14 protein-coding genes are annotated in these 16,876 nt (G+C 68.1%); 5 read left to right on the forward strand and 9 right to left on the reverse strand.

The genetic code is table 11. The annotated features are described in order from the left end of the window. Positions 1 to 19: 19 nt before the first annotated feature. Positions 20 to 961: a pirin family protein gene (locus AC6LJ5_RS20905; RefSeq protein WP_498141490.1), complete on the reverse strand. Its 942-nt coding sequence runs from the start codon at positions 959 to 961 to the stop codon at positions 20 to 22. Between the two features lie 121 nt (positions 962 to 1,082). Between AC6LJ5_RS20905 and AC6LJ5_RS20910 the strand changes: the two genes are divergently transcribed. Next, complete coding sequence (locus AC6LJ5_RS20910) at positions 1,083 to 1,991, forward strand: LysR substrate-binding domain-containing protein (protein WP_103275409.1); 909 nt, start codon at positions 1,083 to 1,085, stop codon at positions 1,989 to 1,991. A gap of 285 nt (positions 1,992 to 2,276) precedes the next feature. Continuing rightward, positions 2,277 to 4,982, forward strand: coding sequence for an aconitate hydratase AcnA (acnA, locus tag AC6LJ5_RS20915; RefSeq protein ID WP_498141491.1), 2,706 nt, complete (start codon positions 2,277 to 2,279; stop codon positions 4,980 to 4,982). Between the two features lie 97 nt (positions 4,983 to 5,079). Here acnA and AC6LJ5_RS20920 read toward each other — a convergent pair whose 3' ends face one another. Both AC6LJ5_RS20920 and AC6LJ5_RS20925 read right to left on the reverse strand, forming a co-directional pair. Continuing rightward, positions 5,080 to 6,045 (reverse strand): OmpA family protein, encoded by a 966-nt coding sequence (locus AC6LJ5_RS20920; protein WP_498141492.1) that lies wholly within the window; start codon positions 6,043 to 6,045, stop codon positions 5,080 to 5,082. 229 nt (positions 6,046 to 6,274) lie between these two features. Further along, positions 6,275 to 7,048 carry a DODA-type extradiol aromatic ring-opening family dioxygenase gene (locus AC6LJ5_RS20925; RefSeq protein WP_103275411.1) on the reverse strand — a complete coding sequence of 258 codons (774 nt, stop codon included), beginning with the start codon at positions 7,046 to 7,048 and terminating at the stop codon, positions 6,275 to 6,277. 286 nt (positions 7,049 to 7,334) lie between these two features. Between AC6LJ5_RS20925 and AC6LJ5_RS20930 the strand changes: the two genes are divergently transcribed. The 3 genes from AC6LJ5_RS20930 to efp all read left to right on the forward strand — a co-directional run bounded on the left by AC6LJ5_RS20930 (position 7,335) and on the right by efp (position 10,419). After that, the gene (locus tag AC6LJ5_RS20930) at positions 7,335 to 8,537 is read left to right on the forward strand and encodes a DUF2863 family protein (protein ID WP_392410915.1); all 1,203 of its coding nucleotides are present in this window, start codon (positions 7,335 to 7,337) and stop codon (positions 8,535 to 8,537) included. 8 nt (positions 8,538 to 8,545) lie between these two features. Next, the gene (gene earP, locus AC6LJ5_RS20935) at positions 8,546 to 9,661 is read left to right on the forward strand and encodes an elongation factor P maturation arginine rhamnosyltransferase EarP (protein ID WP_498141493.1); all 1,116 of its coding nucleotides are present in this window, start codon (positions 8,546 to 8,548) and stop codon (positions 9,659 to 9,661) included. A 197-nt stretch (positions 9,662 to 9,858) separates the two neighbouring features. Further along, positions 9,859 to 10,419 (forward strand): elongation factor P, encoded by a 561-nt coding sequence (efp, locus tag AC6LJ5_RS20940; protein ID WP_103275414.1) that lies wholly within the window; start codon positions 9,859 to 9,861, stop codon positions 10,417 to 10,419. A 118-nt stretch (positions 10,420 to 10,537) separates the two neighbouring features. Here efp and AC6LJ5_RS20945 read toward each other — a convergent pair whose 3' ends face one another. The 6 genes from AC6LJ5_RS20945 to AC6LJ5_RS20970 form a co-directional block, all read right to left on the reverse strand. Continuing rightward, positions 10,538 to 11,011, reverse strand: coding sequence for a DUF1178 family protein (locus AC6LJ5_RS20945; protein ID WP_498141494.1), 474 nt, complete (start codon positions 11,009 to 11,011; stop codon positions 10,538 to 10,540). A gap of 89 nt (positions 11,012 to 11,100) precedes the next feature. Beyond that, on the reverse strand, positions 11,101 to 11,811 hold the full coding sequence (locus tag AC6LJ5_RS20950) for a DUF2968 domain-containing protein (RefSeq protein WP_103275416.1): 711 nt from the start codon (positions 11,809 to 11,811) through the stop codon (positions 11,101 to 11,103). A gap of 117 nt (positions 11,812 to 11,928) precedes the next feature. Then, positions 11,929 to 13,329 (reverse strand): sigma 54-interacting transcriptional regulator, encoded by a 1,401-nt coding sequence (locus tag AC6LJ5_RS20955; RefSeq protein ID WP_392410919.1) that lies wholly within the window; start codon positions 13,327 to 13,329, stop codon positions 11,929 to 11,931. 48 nt (positions 13,330 to 13,377) lie between these two features. Beyond that, positions 13,378 to 15,480, reverse strand: a complete 2,103-nt coding sequence (locus AC6LJ5_RS20960; protein ID WP_392410920.1) for a pilus assembly protein TadG-related protein — start codon at positions 15,478 to 15,480, stop codon at positions 13,378 to 13,380. Positions 15,481 to 15,576: 96 nt separating this feature from the next. Next, positions 15,577 to 15,984 (reverse strand): DUF3613 domain-containing protein, encoded by a 408-nt coding sequence (locus AC6LJ5_RS20965; RefSeq protein ID WP_103275419.1) that lies wholly within the window; start codon positions 15,982 to 15,984, stop codon positions 15,577 to 15,579. A 42-nt stretch (positions 15,985 to 16,026) separates the two neighbouring features. After that, on the reverse strand, positions 16,027 to 16,869 hold the full coding sequence (locus AC6LJ5_RS20970; RefSeq protein WP_498141495.1) for a tetratricopeptide repeat protein: 843 nt from the start codon (positions 16,867 to 16,869) through the stop codon (positions 16,027 to 16,029). Between the last annotated feature and the right edge of the window lie 7 nt (positions 16,870 to 16,876).

Raw genomic sequence — 16,876 nt, forward strand, 5'->3', positions numbered from 1 at the left:
CGCCGCGGCGGCGGCCGGCTCAGCCCGCGCCGGCCGGCTCCGCGGGCCTGCCCGGCGCCGCCCCGTCATCTCGGATCCGTCCGAAATCGCCCGCGTCGTAGGCCCGCATGGCCTCTTCCAGCGCGCGCTGCGAAGCCATCACGAATGGGCCGCGCTGGATCACGGGCTCGTCGATGACGGGCCCGGCGATCAGGACGATGTGCGCCGGCGCCCGGCCGGCGATCAGCAGCAGCATGCCGTCGCCGTCGGCCGAGGCCGCCACGGCCGAACCCGTATGCAGGACGGCGAAGTCCGGATCCTCCCCCTGCCGCCTGGCGGCCGGCGCCGCGCCGGGCCCGAGCTGGTGGCGCGCGCGCAGGCCCAGGTCGCCCTGCACCGCGTAGACCCAGGCATTCCAGCCGTCGGGCAGCGGCACCAGGCGAGTGGCGCCGGGGCGCAGCCAGATGTCCAGGATCAGCAGCGGCTCGGGACCCAGCGGCGGCGACTCCCAGCCGTCATAGGCGCCCGACACCACGCGCACCCGGCCCGCGTCGCTCTGGATGATGGGCATTTCCCAGGCGCGCAGTAGCGACGTCGCCGGAGGCAGCCCTTTCAGACGCTCGGGCAGGTTCACGAACATCTGCAGACCGTTGAGCCGGGCCGGGCCGACCGGCTGCTGCGTATGCACGACGCCCTTGCCGGCCAGGGTCCAGTGCAGGTCGCCCGCGCGGATCTCGTGGTCGTTGCGCACGCTGTCCAGGCTTTGCATCACGCCCTGGCTGTCCTCGAACAACAGCGTCACCGCGGAAATGCCGGCGTGCGGATGCGGCGCGAAGGTCGGACCCGTCATCACGAAATGGTCCACCAGCACCAGCGGCGACATGCCCAGGGGGAAATCGGTGTGGCGGAACTGGCGGATGGAACAGGCCTCGCCGACCGGCTGGGCCTGGCTGGCGACCAGCGGGCTGAGAAGAATCGTCAAGAATATGCTGCCTGATTGTTGCGTGGCGCACAGCTTAGGCGTTCCGCATGCCAGACAATAGAGGCCAATTTCAGGAATAATTGTCCTGCTTGTCAGGACAATCTCAACACATGTTTCCTTTATGACTTCCCATATTCACCACCTGGACGACCTGCTGCTTTTTAGCGAGGTGGTGGAAAAAGGCGGCTTCTCCGCCGCCGCCCGCATCCTGGGCCTGCAGCGCTCCAAACTCAGCCGGCGCGTGGCGGACCTTGAAGCCCGGTTGGGGCTGCGCCTGCTGCAACGCAATACCCGGCATATCTCGCTGACGCCCATGGGCGAACAGATCTATGTGCACGCCCGCGCCATGGCGCGCGAGGCGCGCACGGCCTATGACCTGGCGGCATCGATGGGCGACACGCCCAGCGGGCTGCTGCGCATCACGGCGCCGTCGGCCCTGGCGGTCACGCTGCTGGGCGACCTGATCGGACGCTACTGCCAGCAGCACCCTCGCGTGCGCGTGCTGCTGGACACCCGCGACCAGATCATCGACCTGGTGGGTGAAGGCTACGACCTGGCCTTCCGCGCACAGGGCGCCTCGCTGACGGACTCGCGACTGGTGGCGCGCGAACTGGCCCCGGTTCCGCTGGTCCTGGTCGCCGCGCCGGACCTGGCGCGCGCCGACCTGCGCCGTCCGCGCGACCTGACCGCGCTGCCGCTGCTGGCCCATGCCACGCAGGACAGCCTGCAGAACTGGCAATTCAGCCATCCTTCGGGCGAGCGGGAGTCGCTGGAGTTCACGCCCCGCAGCCTGAGCAACAATCCGGCCGCGGTGCGCGAGATGGCGCGCGCCGGCCTGGGCATCGCGCTGCTGCCGCACTATCTGTGCGCGGCCTCGCTGGCGCGCGGCGACCTCGTCGCCCTGCTGCCGTCCTGGACCGCCGCGCCGGCCCGCATCTACGCGGTCATGCCCGCCCGCCGAGGCACGCCGCTGGCCCTGCGGCGGTTCCTGGACTTCGCCATCGCCGAATTGCCCGCGCGGCTGGGTTGAACGCCCGCCGCGTGCCGGCCGCCATACGCTTGCAGGACTTTCTTGGTAAAAAACAGGGTCCCCGCGGGGATGCGCCCGCCGCCTCGCGCGTTGGCGGCGGCGCGCGAGGCGGACCGGACGGCCTCGGGCCCGGTTTGGGCAGGGCCGGAACTTTGACGCGCCACCCAAGTCTTATATAAGATATAAGACATAAGGTCCGCCGCGAGCTTGTCACGCTTAGAATGACAAACGCGCCAAAACGCCAGAAAATGCCGGCTTCACGCGGGCGAAACCATGGAGTCCATCATGCCGCACAACACCCTCGACACCCTGAAGAATTTCAAGATCGGCGACAAGTCCTGTCAGTACTATTCGCTGCCGGCCCTGGGCAAGGCCCTGGGCGTGGACGTGCAGCGGCTGCCCGTCTCCATCCGCATCGTGCTGGAGTCGGTGCTGCGCAACTGCGACGGCAAGAAAGTCACCGAAGAGCACGTCAGGCAGCTGGCCAACTGGCAGGCCAACGCCAAGCGCGAGGATGAGATCCCCTTCGTGGTGGCGCGCGTGGTGCTGCAGGACTTCACCGGCGTGCCGCTGCTGGCCGACATCGCCGCCATGCGCTCGGTGGCCGACCAGATGGGCAAGAGCCCCAAGAGCATCGAGCCGCTGGTGCCGGTCGATCTGGTGGTCGACCACTCGGTCATGATCGACTACTTCGGCACCAAGAACGCGCTGGACCTGAACATGAAGCTGGAATTCAAGCGCAACCAGGAGCGCTACCAGTTCATGAAGTGGGGCATGCAGGCCTTCGACACCTTCGGCGTGGTGCCCCCGGGCTTCGGCATCGTCCACCAAGTCAACCTGGAATACCTGGCGCGCGGCGTGCACCAGGACAAGAAGCACAACGTCTACTACCCCGACTCGCTGGTGGGCACCGACAGCCACACCACCATGATCAACGGCATCGGCGTGGTCGGCTGGGGCGTGGGCGGCATCGAGGCCGAGGCCGGCATGCTGGGCCAGCCCGTGTACTTCCTGACCCCCGACGTGGTCGGCGTGGAGCTCAAGGGCAAACTGCGCGGCGGCGTCACCGCCACCGACCTGGTGCTGACCATCACCGAAATGCTGCGCCGTGAAAAAGTGGTGGGCAAGTTCGTCGAATTCTGTGGCGAAGGCACCGCCAGCCTGTCCGTGGCCGAACGCGCCACCATCGGCAACATGGCGCCGGAATACGGCGCGACCATGGGCTTCTTCCCGGTCGACGAACGCACCATCGACTACTTCCGCGGCACCGGCCGCACCGAAGCCGAGATCGCCGCCTTCGAGGCCTATTTCAAGGCCCAGAAGATGTTCGGCGTGCCCAAGGCCAAGGACATCAACTTCACCAAGCTGCTGACGCTGGACCTGTCCACCGTGGCGCCGTCGCTGGCCGGCCCGAAGCGTCCGCAGGACCGCATCGAGATCGGCAACGTCAAGAACACCTTCATCGATCTGTTCTCCAAGCCGGTCGCCGAAAACGGCTTCAACCAGCCCGCCGACAAGCTCGGCCAGACCTACACCACCAGCGCCGGCACCAAGGTCAAGAACGGCGACATCCTGATCGCGGCCATCACGTCCTGCACCAACACGTCCAACCCCAGCGTGCTGCTGGCGGCCGGCCTGCTGGCCAAGAAGGCCGTCGAAGCCGGCCTGACCGTGCCCAAGCACATCAAGACCTCGCTGGCCCCCGGATCGCGCGTGGTCACCGAATACCTGACCAAGACGGGCCTCCTGCCCTACCTGGAAAAGCTGGGCTTCGACGTGGCCGCCTACGGCTGCACCACCTGCATCGGCAACGCCGGCGACCTGACCCCGGACCTGAACGAGGCCATCATCGGCAACGACCTGGTCTGCGCCGCCGTGCTGTCGGGCAATCGCAACTTCGAGGCTCGCATCCACCCGAACATCAAGGCCAACTTCCTGGCATCGCCGCCGCTGGTCGTGGCCTATGCCCTGGCCGGCACCATCACGCGCGACCTGATGACCGAACCCGTGGGCCAAGGCAAGCACGGCGACGTGTGGCTGGGCGACATCTGGCCGAGCACCGAGGAAATCGACGCGCTGCTCAAGTTCGCGCTGGATCCCAAGGCCTTCCAGGCCAACTACGGCCAGGTCAAGAGCAACCCCGGCGAACTCTGGGAACACATCAAGGGCGTCACCGGCGACACCTACAACTGGCCCGACTCGACCTACATCGCCGAGCCGCCGTTCTTCCAGGACTTCGGCATGACGCCGGGCGCCACGCCGACCGTCAAGGGCGCGCGCGCGCTGGGCGTGTTCGGCGACTCGGTCACCACCGACCACATCTCGCCGGCCGGCTCCATCAAGGAAACCTCGCCCGCCGGCAAGTGGCTCAAGGAACACGGCGTGATGAAGGCCGACTTCAACAGCTACGGCTCGCGCCGCGGCAACCACGAGATCATGATGCGCGGCACCTTCGCCAACGTGCGCATCAAGAACCTCATGATTCCCGCGCTGCCGGACGGCAGCCGCTTCGAAGGCGGCGAGACCCTGTTCCAGCCCACCGGCGAACAGATGTCCATCTATGACGCGGCCATGAAGTACGTCGCGGCCGGCACGCCCACCGTGGTGTTCGGCGGCGAGGAGTACGGCACCGGCTCGTCGCGCGACTGGGCCGCCAAGGGCACCCAGCTGCTGGGCGTGAAGGCCGTGATCACCCGCAGCTTCGAGCGCATCCACCGCAGCAACCTGGTCGGCATGGGCGTGCTGCCGCTGCAGTTCAAGGGCAACGACAGCGTGCAGTCGCTGGGCATCACCGGCGAGGAAACCTACGACATCTCCGGCCTGGAAAACGGCATCAAGCCGATGCAGGACGTGACGCTGACGATCACCCGCAAGGACGGTTCCAAGCAGGACGTGACCGTGCTGCTGCGCATCGACACGCCGATCGAGGTGGACTACTACCAGCACGGCGGCATCCTGCCCTTCGTGCTGCGCCAGCTGCTGGCGGCCTGAGCCCGGGCCCCGCGCGGGCCATCAAGGCAAAAGCCCCCGGAACCTCGCGGTTCCGGGGGCTTTTTTGATCACCGGGCCATGCCTCGGTGGCGTGTCGTCACTGGCTGACCAGCTCGACGCGGCGGTTCTTCGCGCGGCCGGCCTCGGCGTCATTGGCGGCCACCGGCGCCAGCGAGGCCACGCCGCGCGGCGACAGGCGCGCGGCCGGAATCTTGTAGCCGGACTCCAGCGCCTTGACCACGGCGTCGGCGCGCTTTTGCGACAGGTCCAGGTTGCCGGCCAGCGTGCCCTGGTTGTCGGTGTGGCCCACCACGTAGACCTTCAGGTTCGGATTGGCGTTGAGCAGCTTGCCCATCTCGTCCAGCGCCGCCTTCGACTCGGGCTTGACCTCGGCCTTGTCGGTATCGAAGTACACGCCATAGACCGCGACGCGGCCCGATTCGGCCAGCGACTTCTGCATGGCGGCCATGTCCAGCACCTGGACCTGCCCCGTCTGCATCGGCTTGGTTTCGAGCACTTGCTGGAACACCGGCGTGATGTGGTTGGAGCCATCTTCCATCACGTCCAGGAACACGTAGATATCGCCGCCGGGCGCTTCCTTCTTGGCCAGCACCACGTAGTACTTGCCGCCGAACGTGGCATCGCCCTGGCCGGGCTGGCGTACCTTTCCGCCGTTGATGACGAAGGACTGGAAATCGCCGCCGCACTGCTCGTCGCCCTTGCATTCGAACAGGGTCTTGAAACCGCCGGCCTGCAACGCGCCCTGATAATTGCGGTAGACCTCCAGCGCCGATTTCTTGCCGTCGATGCGGTAGGAGATGCGGGTCAGCTTGCCCTCCAGCTCCAGGCCCTTGGCCTCGGCTTCGCGCGGGATCGGCCGGTCGGGCATCACGGCTTCGTCGAAGTCCTTGTGTTCGTAGGCGCGGATCTCGGCGCCCTCGAAGCGGGTCAGCGCGGGATGGTCCTTGGATCCCTTCACGTCCTCGGCCCAGGCCGGCGACGACGTCGCCAGCGACGCCGCGATGGCGGCCAGACACGCGGATTTCACGATATGCGCATTCACGATCTCTACACTCCCGGCCGGAAGGCTCCGGCATGCGTCCAGAAAGGAAAACGCCCGCGGATACGGGCGGCAGCCATTATGCGCAGGCGCTTTGAAATTTCAAACCACACCGGGTAACAAACCGTAGGCAAGCGCGTCCGGGCGCGACGCGCCCCCCGTCTGCTACGGGTTTCGACGGGCCTTTTATCCTTAGGCCCCGAACCCGCTCGGGTAGCCCGAGCGGCCTCTGTCAATCGAAGGCATAGGCATCCATCGCCAGGGCGCCATAGGAAATCTCGTCGTTCAGCCGCGTGGCCCGCCCGCCGCCCGCGCCCAACGCCACGTAGAGCGGCATCAGGTGATCGTCATGCGGATGGGCCTGCGCCGCGCCCGGCGCCCGCGCCTGCCAGTCCAGCAGCGCCGGCAGGTCATGGTCGGCCAGACGGCCGGCATACCATTGCTGGAACGCCGGCACATACGACGCCGGCGGCGCATCCTGCGGCATGCGCACATCGCGCAGATTGTGCGTCAGCGAACCCGAGCCGATGATCAGCACGTCCTCGTCGCGCAGCGGCGCCAGCGCGCGGCCCAGTTCGAGCTGCCCGGCGGCGTCGCGCTCCATGTCCAGCGACAACTGCACCACCGGCACGTCGACCTCGGGATACAGGTAGCGCAGCGGCACCCAGGCGCCATGGTCCAGCGGACGGCGCGGATCACGGTCGGCGGCGATGCCGGCGTCGGCCAGCAGCGCCTGCGCGCGCGCGGCCAGTTCCGGCGAACCGGGCGCGGCGTATTGCAACGTGTACAGCTCCGGCGGAAAACCGCCGAAATCGTGCCAGGCCACCTGTTGGTCGCGCGTGGACAGGGCCAGGCCATGGCCCATCCAGTGCGGCGACACCACCAGGATGGCGCGCGGCTTGCGGCCCTGCGCCTGGCTCCAGGCGGCCAGCGCGGGGCCGGTCAGACCGGGCTCGACGGCCAGCATAGGGGAACCGTGGGAAACGAAAAGCGTGGGCCAACGCATGGCGCTGCCTCCTGAATAAAATCCGATGACAACATTTTCTTCCGATTTGATTGAGCAATAAATATGGAATTTCGACATGCTCTGTTGCCAAAATCGGATCAATACCTCCCACCGTTTTTGCAGCCGCGCCGCGCGCGCACGAAAAGGCGTGCCGCAATCGCCTTCCCCCCGCCCGGGCGCCAGCATCCATGCGCCTGCGCGCGGCCACGGCCGACACCGCAATGATCCGGTTCAGCGCGGGCGTTAAACTACGCTGTTGCACACTCACTGGATGCCCATAGAAGTCATGGCCCGTTCCCGCAGCCAATCCGCTCCCCGCCTGACCCGTGACGCCAGCCGTCTGATCACGCTTGCCCAGGCGCTCAACCGCTCGGGCAGCCGCGTCGAGGACATCTTCTGGGAAGCCCAGCTGGCCGAAGCCATCCCGAAGCTGCTCAAGGCCGGGCAAGACGCCCCGCTCGAAGCCGCGCTGGACCATCTGGCGCAGGCCGATGTCGGCGCTTACGAGGTGCTGATCGAACAGGCGGAAACCCTGTCCGAATCCACCAAGATCGACAAGAACGGCGTGCGCCACGATGTATTGCTGGTGGTGGCCCCGGTGGTGGCCTGGACGCGCTACGCGATCCCGACCGGCGCCATCTCCGCCAGCGCGCAGCAGGCGGTGCTGGCCCAGCTGCACGGCCATGTGCTGTCCACCCAGGCGCGCGCGGCGCTCATGCCCTGGCTGGTCAGCGTGGACCAGATGCCGCGTACCTTCTCCGAAACCTGGCAGTGGCTGCAACGCCTGGGCACCCAGGCGCTGGGCGCCGAAACCATGAAACCGGCGCTGAACACCGAGGCCGAAACGGCGAACATGCTGGCGGACACCCGCTACATCGTCGCCGCGGTGGCCGTGCCCGAGCACGCCCCCATCTTCCGCTGGCAGGAACAGATTGGCGACGCCGACGCCAGCCGCGAAGCCTGCCAGCAACAATGGGCCGCGCAGGCCCAGCCCACGCTGGCCGCCCTGCTGCCCGGCTGCGGCTTCGAATCGCTGCTGCCGGACGCTTATTACGTGAGCAACCGCGAAGCCGACCGGCGCGTGCGCCCGCTGTCGCTGCGCGCCGCCATCAGCTGGCTCGAAGGCGCGGTCAATCTCGAAGCCTCGCAACTGCGGGCCGTGGTGGCCGGCTGCGGCGAAAGCAGGATCGACGAATACCGCATCGGCTTCACCGCGCGCAACAGCAACGACGTGTACTACGGCTGCGTCTGGCCGCTGTACGGGCGCGAGGAAGACCTGCCGGCCGACGAAGGCCAGCCGGACGTGGTCGACGAAATCGCCGCGCTGCTCAAGGAATACGGCGTCAACGACGTGCGCCGCATTCCCGGCCTGCTGCCGCCCGACTACTGCGAGGACTGCGGCGCGCCCTACTTCCCGAATCCGCTGGGCGAACTGGTGCACGCCGAGCTGCCCGAGGACGCCGAGGCCGCGCCGGCCAAGTTCCACTAGGAAGCGCGATGCGGGCCGACATCTTCTGCCGGGTCGTCGACAACTACGGCGACATCGGCGTGTGCTGGCGCCTGGCCCGCCGGCTGGCCCAGGTTCCGGGCTGGCGGCCGCGCCTGTGGGTCGACGACCTGCGGGCCTTCGCCCGCATCCAGCCCGGGCTGGACCCGGAACAGGCGCGCCAGCAATGCCTGGGCATCGACATCGTCCACTGGACGCAGGCGCCGCCCGCCGACCTGACGCCCGGCGACGTGGTGATCGAGGCCTTCGCCTGCGATCCGCCCGACGCCTTCCTGGATGCCATGCGCCAGGTCCATCCGGTCTGGATCAACCTGGAATACCTGAGCGCCGAAGCCTGGATCGAAAGCTGTCACGGCCTGCCGTCGCAACGGCCCGACGGGCTGGTCAAGCATTTCTACTTTCCCGGCTTCACTCCGGCCACGGGCGGACTGCTGCGCGAGCCCGGCCTGTCCGCCGAACGCGACGCGCTGCAGGCCTCGTCCGAACAACAGGAGTCCGTGCTGCGCGCGCTGGGCGTGCCGCAGCACGCGCTGTCGCGCCGGCGCGACGGCGCCCGCCTCGTGTCCCTGTTTTGCTATCCGGACGCGCCGGTCGACGCACTGGCCTCGGCCCTGGCCGCCGATCCGCGCCCGACCGTGCTGCTGGCGCCCGAAGGCGTGGCGCCCGGCCTGGAAGCGGCATGCGCCGCGCCGGGCCGCCCCGCCCTGGTCCGGCTGCCCTTCGTCAGCCAGCCGGACTTCGACCGCCTGCTGTGGTGCGCCGACCTGAACTTCGTGCGCGGCGAGGATTCCTTCGTGCGAGCCGCCTGGGCCGCGCGTCCGCTGGTCTGGCAGATCTACCCACAGCACGACCAGGTCCATCTGGACAAGCTCGAGGCCTGGTTGGCCCGCTACCCCGCCACCGAAGGCGCCCGGGCGCTGATCCGGGCCTGGAACCAGCCCGACAGCCCGCAAGCCCTTGGTCCGGCCCTGGCCGCCGCCCTGGCGCCCGAGGCCTGGCAGGCCTGGGCCCGGGCCGCCCGTGACTGGGACGCAGCCCAGGCCGACCGGCCCGATCTGGCGGAAAATCTGGCCGCATTTTGCGCAGAGTTGGCCAAGAAACGCTAGAATAGAGAGTTTTCTGAGAAGCCCTGACGCGATCGGGCCTCAAAATACTGACGCCTCCCGGGGTGTGCACAAGATCGAAAACCCGCGTGAAATCCCGCATCCGCCCGCCAGATGATGGCGATGGCGGACCAGGGTCGACAAGGCGGTGATTTGTGCAAGCACGGCGAGTGCACCCCTTACCCCCCGGAGTTTTATCGATGAAAACCGCTCAGGAATTGCGAGTCGGCAACGTGGCCATGGTCGGCAAGGACCCGCTGGTCGTCCAGAAGGCTGAATACAACAAGTCCGGCCGCAACGCCGCCGTTGTGAAGCTGAAGTTCAAGAACCTGCTGACCGGCGCCGCCAGCGAATCGGTCTACAAGGCCGACGAAAAGTTCGAAGTCGTCCAACTGGAACGCAAGGAGTGCACCTACTCCTACTTCGGCGACCCGATGTACGTCTTCATGGACGAAGAGTACAACCAGTACGAAATCGAAGCCGACAGCATGGGCGACGCCCTGAACTACCTGGAAGAGTCGATGCCCGTGGAAGTGGTCTTCTACGACGGCCGCGCCATCTCGGTGGAACTGCCCACGGTCATCGTGCGCGAAATCACCTACACCGAGCCGGCCGTGCGCGGCGACACCTCGGGCAAGGTGCTCAAGCCCGCCAAGATCAACACCGGCTACGAACTGAACGTGCCGCTGTTCTGCGCCATCGGCGACAAGATCGAAATCGACACCCGCACGAACGAGTACCGCAGCCGCGTCAACAACTGATCCCGGCCGCAAGCGAAAAAGCCAGACCTTCGGTCTGGCTTTTTTTTGCCTGTCGTTCGGGGATGAGTCCGCGCCCGACGTTTGTTGACCGGGCGTTTATCGCCTGGTTGGCCCGCGCCTATTGCAGCCGGTCGTCGTCCAGGAAGTCAGGCAGCGCCATGACCTCGATGCCGTCCTCGGCCAGCGCCTCGCGCTCTTCGCGCGACGCGGTCCCGCGAATGGGGCGTTCGTCGGCCTCGCCCTCGTGGATGCGGCGCGCCTCTTCGGCGAAACGCGCGCCGACATTCTCGGTGTTGCGCAGCATTGCCCGCACCTGGGTCAGGACGGCGGCCTGCAGGGCCGCTATTTTCTGGGCCTCGGACGCCCCGGCGGGCGCTTCGGCCTGCCGCTGCTGGGGCGCGGGCTCAGGCGCGTGCAGGTGCGCGACGTTCAGCCGAGGCGCCGACAGGCGCTTGGTGATCGATGCCGACCCGCAGACAGGGCACGTGACCAGACCTCGCGCCTGCTGCGCGTCGTAGTCTTCGTGCGAACCGAACCAGCCTTCGAAGATGTGGCTGTGCTCGCACTGGAGGTCGAAAACTTTGAGTGCCATGGGGTCTATATGAGGATCACCCGGCAGAATACAAGAAAGCGGGCCCAGACGGGCCCGCCATATCGCATGCCGGACGCACTGACGAGCGCTTACCTGCCGCGCTTGGACGACGCGCCCGCGCCGCCGAGCTGGGCCTGCTGGGCCTGCAGGGCGTCGATCTGGCGCTGCAGATCGCGCAGTTGCTGGCGCACGTCCTTCTGCTGGTCGGCCAGGGCGGTGGCTTCCTGGCGCGATTGTTGCTGGCGGGCGGCAACCTGCTCTTCCTGCTGCATGCGCAGCGTGTTGTCGGCCTGCAGCGTGCTCAGCTGGGCGTTGCGGCTGGCCAGCAGCTTCTCGTTGTGGGCGTACTCCGCCTGCAGGCGGATGCGCTGGATATCGACCTCGGCCAGTTCCATCGACTGGCCGGCGAAGGCGCGGTAGGTGGCCTCGGCCTGCTTGTCCGACTGGGTCTTGACCACGCGCCAGAAATCCTTCTGCTGGAACAGGGCCACGTAATAGGTCAGGTCGTCCGGCTTGAACAGCAGGCTGGCGCCATACGTGCCGTTGTAGGTCGTGCGCAGTTCCGAGACCTGGCGGTTCTGGATCAGGCTTTGCAGCTCGGCGACGGTGCTGGCCGGACGCGCGGCGGGCGCGGGCGGCGGCGGCGTCACCGGCGTGGACGCCGCCTGCGTGTCTTCAACCTGCTGGACCGCGGGCCGGGCCGCTTCGGGTTGCTGGGCGCTGGCGCAAGCCGCCAGACCGGACAGGGCCGTACCCAACAGCGCCATGCGCGCGGTGGCACGGATAAAGTGGACGTTCATGCCTACCCCAAAAAAATCGTTGCGGAACTATAGCAATTTATTGCTCCGGAAGCTGCCGCGCGCGCAGGGCGCGCCGCCCCGGATGTCACCCTCTACGGGCCATTCCCTATTGCGCCTTCAGGAGGCTTCCACCATCCCGTCCGCGGTTTCACCCTGCCCGCCGCCCAGATGCAGTTTGCGCATCTTTTCCCACAGCACCTTGCGGCTGATGCCCAGGGTATTGGCGGTGTCCTGCCGGCGCCAGCCGTTGGCGTCCAGCGCGGCCAGGATGCGGGCGCGCTCGGCCCGTTCGGCATCGGTGAACACCGGCGGCTCGCACTGCGCGCCGCCCGCGCCCATCGCGGCGGGCGGGCGCAGCGGCTCGGCCAGCTGGTCGAAGATGCGCTCGATGCGCGCCCGGTCCCAGGACTGGAACTGGCGCCGGACGATGGCCACGCGCTCGGCCACGTTGGACAGCTCGCGCACATTGCCCTCGTAGCGGGTGGCCCCGGCGCGTTCCAGCAGCCAGTCCGGCGGCTCGTCCCCGGCGCCCATCCGCTCCAGCAGGGAGCGGAACAGCGCGACCTTCTCGGCGGCCCCGCGCTGCTCCAAGCTGGGGATGCGCAACTCGATCACCGCCAGCCGGTAGTACAGATCCGCGCGGAACTCGTCCTGCGCCACCAGCACTCGCAGATCCTTGTTGGTGGCGGCGACCAGCCGGAAATCCACCGGCACTTCGGTCGCCGAGCCCAGGCGCGTGACCGTGCTCTGCTCCAGCACCCGCAACAGCTTGACCTGCTGGTACAGCGGCAGGTCGCCGATCTCGTCCAGGAACAGCGTGCCGCCATTGGCCTGCTCGAAATAGCCCTTGTGCGCGCCGACGGCACCGGTGAACGCCCCCTTGGCGTGGCCGAAGAAATGCGCCTCGAACAGTCCTTCGGGAATGGCGCCGCAATTGACCGCGACAAAGGGGCCGTCGGCCCAGGCCGCGCGGTCGTGCAGCAGACGCGCCACTCGCTCCTTGCCTACGCCGGTTTCGCCATGGACCAGCACGTTGCTGCGACAGTCCGCGTACATCTCGGCCTCCGCCAGCAGGGCCCGCATCGGCTCGGACACGGCAATCAGCGGCTGCTCGCGCCGGGGCGCGGCCGGCCGGGCCTGGTCCAGCACGCCCAGCAGCTCGAACAGCAGCTTGCGCAGGTCGGCCGTGGTGAAAGCCAGCGGCAAGGTATAGGAATATTCGGGCGGGTAGTAACGCGGATCGCGGCCGCGCGCCTCGGAGGCCACCCAGATGATGGGCAGCGCCTGCACGGCCAGCCAGTCATAACCGCTGAAACGGTTGTCACCCATCACCGACACCGACACCAGCGCCACGGCGGGCCGGCCCGGATCGCGCGGCGGCGGGAAGGCCGTGCCGGCGTCCGCCCGCACCAGCGTCACGTCCATGCCCGCCAGGCAGCGCTCGGCGCGCGCGGCGATGTCGGAAGTGCCCTCCCAGACATACAGATCGAACTCCTCGCGGACGAATTTCTGATTCATTGGCAAACCACGCAGCCCGCTTCCGGGCTTCCAGTTAGAGGTTCCAGATCAATACACCAGCCGGGGCTTGCCGCAATCCACCGACAGCAGCGACACATCGGTCTGGCCCAGGCTCAGGCCCAGCAGGTTCAGCAGTTGCTGCAACAGGTTCGACAGCATGTCCAGCAGCGGCTGCAGCAGCGTCACCACGACCGACAGCACGCCGCTCGCCTGATTGCCGCCGGTCAACGCCAGGCTGCTGACGGCGCCGACCCGGCACTGGCGGATGGCGTCCGGCACGATCGCCAGCGCGCAGGTCAGGTCGCTCAGCGGCGCCAGCAGCAGCGAACTCAGAATATTGCCCACCAGCTGCAGCGTGCCCCCCAGCACCCCGGTCAACCCGCCCGTGCTCATGCGCTGCCCGAGCTGATTCATGGCGTCCGTGGACCACTGCATGTTGTTGACGACTTCCGATACGGACTTGCCCGGGTTCGACCCGCCGCCGCCCACCAGCTTGGTGGCCAGATCGGTGCGCTGCTGCTCGGTCAGCGGCGTGCCGGTGTTGAACAGGTCGCCCAGGATGCCGCCGATCAGCGCGTCGGCCAGATTCGAGGCCAGCTTGGTCAGGTCCAGCGAGGTGGCGTTGACGGTGGCCTTGGAGTTGGGCGATGGCGGCGCGGTCAGCGTGACCGGCACCGGCGCCGCCGAGTTGAAGACCGGCAGCGTGACCTTGCTGGTCAGCGGCAAGATGCCCAGCACATTGAGCACCTTGTAGCGCTGAATGGTGTTGAACGAAGCCGGCTGGCAGGCGTTGGTCAGGGCCAGGAAGTTGGCCGGACTGGTGTCGCTGTCGGAGGTCATGCCCGGGAAACGACCCAGGCAGACATTGGCCAGCGACGAGGTCACGTTGATGGTGGCCTGCGTCGAGGTCAGCGGCGCCTGGCACAGCTTCGCGAGCGTGCCGGTGGACTGGGCCACGTCGATGATGACTGGCAGATCGACCCAGGTCCCCAGCGTCGTGCCCAGGAGAGGACCGAGCACGGGGATATTGCTCGTGTTGATGCGCAGGTAGACGCGGATGCCCGCGCTGGTGGCCGTGGCGCCCACGCCGCCCACCGCGATCGTCGGCGGCTCGACGATGCGCACCTTCGACTGCACGCCCAGCAGCGGCACGTTCAGCCCCAGGTCGATCAGGTTCTGGCCATTGGCGATCACCAGCGCGGTTTGCAGGATGTTGAGCGCGTTGACGTTCGCCTGCAGCGCCGACGTGACGCTGCCGCCCACCACCTGCAGGTCCAGCACGCCGCCGTCGCCGAACAGCTTGACCGGCAGGTTCAGCGGCATGACCTGCAGCACCGTCTTGATGGCATTGTTCAGCAGCGTGATGTCGGCCGCCGCCGTGCCCGCCTTGTTGATCACGGTCAGCGTGGCGTTCAGCAACTGGCCCAGCGTCAGGTTGCTGACCGCCGCCAGCTGGGCGGGCGTGCCCACGCCAGTGGCCACCGACAGCGGCAGGCCCAGCGCATCGAGCAAGCCGGACGGCGTGATGTTGACCGTGGCCAGGCCGGCCGCGTCGAGCACGTCCAGCTGCTGCGGCGTTGCGCCCACCGAGGCCAGGATCTTGGACAGGAGCCCGCCCTTTTCCAGCCGCAGCAGCCGCGATCCGACCGTGAAGGCCGCCACCGGCTGCGTGCTGGTCGCCACCGCCTGCACCGACACGACGGTGTCGCCGCCGACGAAGGCGCTGGGAATGACATTGCCCAGCGTCTTGCCGATACGCACGCGCATCGCATTGGGCAACTGGCCGCTGGCCGGATCGAACAGCGGCATGCCGCCGACCGGCGGGCGCGTCGGATCCCACAGTTTGCAATCCACGGTCACGTCGGCCGCGGAAAAGGTGTCCAGGATATTCGGCAGATTGGCCAGCGCCGCCGACACGCCCGCCGCCTTGGCGCGGCTGCAATCCGCCGCGGCGCCCGTGCCCAGCACCTGCACGGCCGACAGCGCGGCCAGATCCGCGGCCTTCTGGACCTCGCGCTTCATGTAGTAGCCATAGCCCAGCTGCGCCACGCCCAGCAGCACCAGGCCCACCAGCACCGCGAACACGACGGCGACGGTCATGCTGCCGCGCTGCCGCGAGCGAGGAACGTAACGGATCGAGCGGGTTGACATGTTCGCGACTCCGCATGGATACGAAGACCGGCGTGCCTGGACCGGGGAACCCGCGCGTCCCGGGCACCGGCCCGGGGCGCGCGGAACGCATGCTGATTAATTGGTGTTCTTGGTTTCCATCCGCTTCTGGAACCACTCGGGAATGGGATGGGAAAAACTCTCCAGATACCGGTTCCAGGCCGCGGAGGACACCGGCCCCAGCATGGGCAGCGCGCCGCCCGCGCGGCGGCCGTCGGCCTGCGCCTCGAACAGCGCGCGCGTGATGTCGCCCACGGCTTCAGGTCGCGGCTCGGGCTCGGGCGCGCTCGCCTGGGGCGGCGGCATCGGCGTCTGGACCTGCTGCACCACGGGGCGCGCCGGCATGTCGGCCGCCGGCACGGGCGCGGCTTGCGCTTGCGCGCCGCCGTTCATCGCGCCGGTCAGGGGCGCGTTCGATTGCGCCGTCGCGCTCGCGCTGATGAATAGCGCCAGGCACAGGGTCACGCGTTTCGGGTCTGGGAACATGACGGTTTTCCTGGGAAATATCGGTTTGCTCATCAATCGCGCTCAACGCACGATGGGCCCGTTGCCGAGCCGGTCCATCATGGGCCCCACCACCGGCGACGCCGGGGCCGCGCCTGCCGCTGGCGTCCGCAAGGGCGTGGCGTCCGCCAGCGGAGGCGGCGCATTCTGGCTGCGCACCTCCGAAGCCAGGCGCAGGACCTGCGCGCGCGCCTCCTCGCCCAGCCTGGCCTGGTCCATCACCCGCTGCGCCTTGACCGCGTCGCCTTCCACCAGCAACAACAGGGCCAGGTTGGCCAGCACCTTGGGATTGTCCGGCGCCAGTTCGGCGGCCTGGCCCAGCGGCACCCGGGCGCCGGCGGGATCGCCCGCCCGCAGGCGCGCGTAGCCCAGGTCGCCCAGAATGCGCGGATCCGTCGGCGCCAGCTTGGCCGCGCGCGAGAAATCGTCCGCCGCCTGCGCGTACTGGCCGCGCGCGCCGGCGATCAGGCCCAGCCCGTGCCAACCGTCGGCGGCCTGCGGCGTGCCCAGCAAGGCCCGGTACGCCTGCTCGCTGGCGGCGGTCTGCCCCGTCTGCCGCAGCGCCTCGGCGCGCATCGGCCCGACACGCGGATCATTGCCGAACTGCTGCTGGAAGGCGTCGATATAGGCCAGCGAAGCGAAATAGCGCTCCTGTCGCTGCGCTTCGGCGATCATGCTCAGCATCAGCTCGGGCTCGGCGGGCCGCCGCTTGTTCTCGGCCTCGTCCTCCTTCTGCCGCGCCAGCGCCTGCTCCTGTTGCTGCTGCTGAATCAGTTGCCACGCCGACTCGACGTTGTTGGTCTTGCACCCCGACAGGCCCGCGCCCGCCATCAATGCCGCCAGCGCCGCCCACCGCAGCCTGCCCATCGTGCTT

The organism is Achromobacter sp. 1011791174 (assembly GCF_059760925.1).

Excerpts from the sequence above, each read along its gene's own strand:
- AC6LJ5_RS20925 (WP_103275411.1), bottom strand. The coding sequence starts at position 7,048 with ATGCGTTGGCCCACGCTTTTCGTTTCCCACGGTTCCCCTATGCTGGCC.
- earP (WP_498141493.1), top strand. The coding sequence starts at position 8,546 with ATGCGGGCCGACATCTTCTGCCGGGTCGTCGACAACTACGGCGACATC.
- efp (WP_103275414.1), top strand. The coding sequence starts at position 9,859 with ATGAAAACCGCTCAGGAATTGCGAGTCGGCAACGTGGCCATGGTCGGC.
- AC6LJ5_RS20930 (WP_392410915.1), top strand. The coding sequence starts at position 7,335 with ATGGCCCGTTCCCGCAGCCAATCCGCTCCCCGCCTGACCCGTGACGCC.
- AC6LJ5_RS20960 (WP_392410920.1), bottom strand. The coding sequence starts at position 15,480 with ATGTCAACCCGCTCGATCCGTTACGTTCCTCGCTCGCGGCAGCGCGGC.
- acnA (WP_498141491.1), top strand. The coding sequence starts at position 2,277 with ATGCCGCACAACACCCTCGACACCCTGAAGAATTTCAAGATCGGCGAC.
- AC6LJ5_RS20955 (WP_392410919.1), bottom strand. The coding sequence starts at position 13,329 with ATGAATCAGAAATTCGTCCGCGAGGAGTTCGATCTGTATGTCTGGGAG.
- AC6LJ5_RS20950 (WP_103275416.1), bottom strand. The coding sequence starts at position 11,811 with ATGAACGTCCACTTTATCCGTGCCACCGCGCGCATGGCGCTGTTGGGT.
- AC6LJ5_RS20945 (WP_498141494.1), bottom strand. The coding sequence starts at position 11,011 with ATGGCACTCAAAGTTTTCGACCTCCAGTGCGAGCACAGCCACATCTTC.
- AC6LJ5_RS20965 (WP_103275419.1), bottom strand. The coding sequence starts at position 15,984 with ATGTTCCCAGACCCGAAACGCGTGACCCTGTGCCTGGCGCTATTCATC.
- AC6LJ5_RS20970 (WP_498141495.1), bottom strand. The coding sequence starts at position 16,869 with ATGGGCAGGCTGCGGTGGGCGGCGCTGGCGGCATTGATGGCGGGCGCG.
- AC6LJ5_RS20910 (WP_103275409.1), top strand. The coding sequence starts at position 1,083 with ATGACTTCCCATATTCACCACCTGGACGACCTGCTGCTTTTTAGCGAG.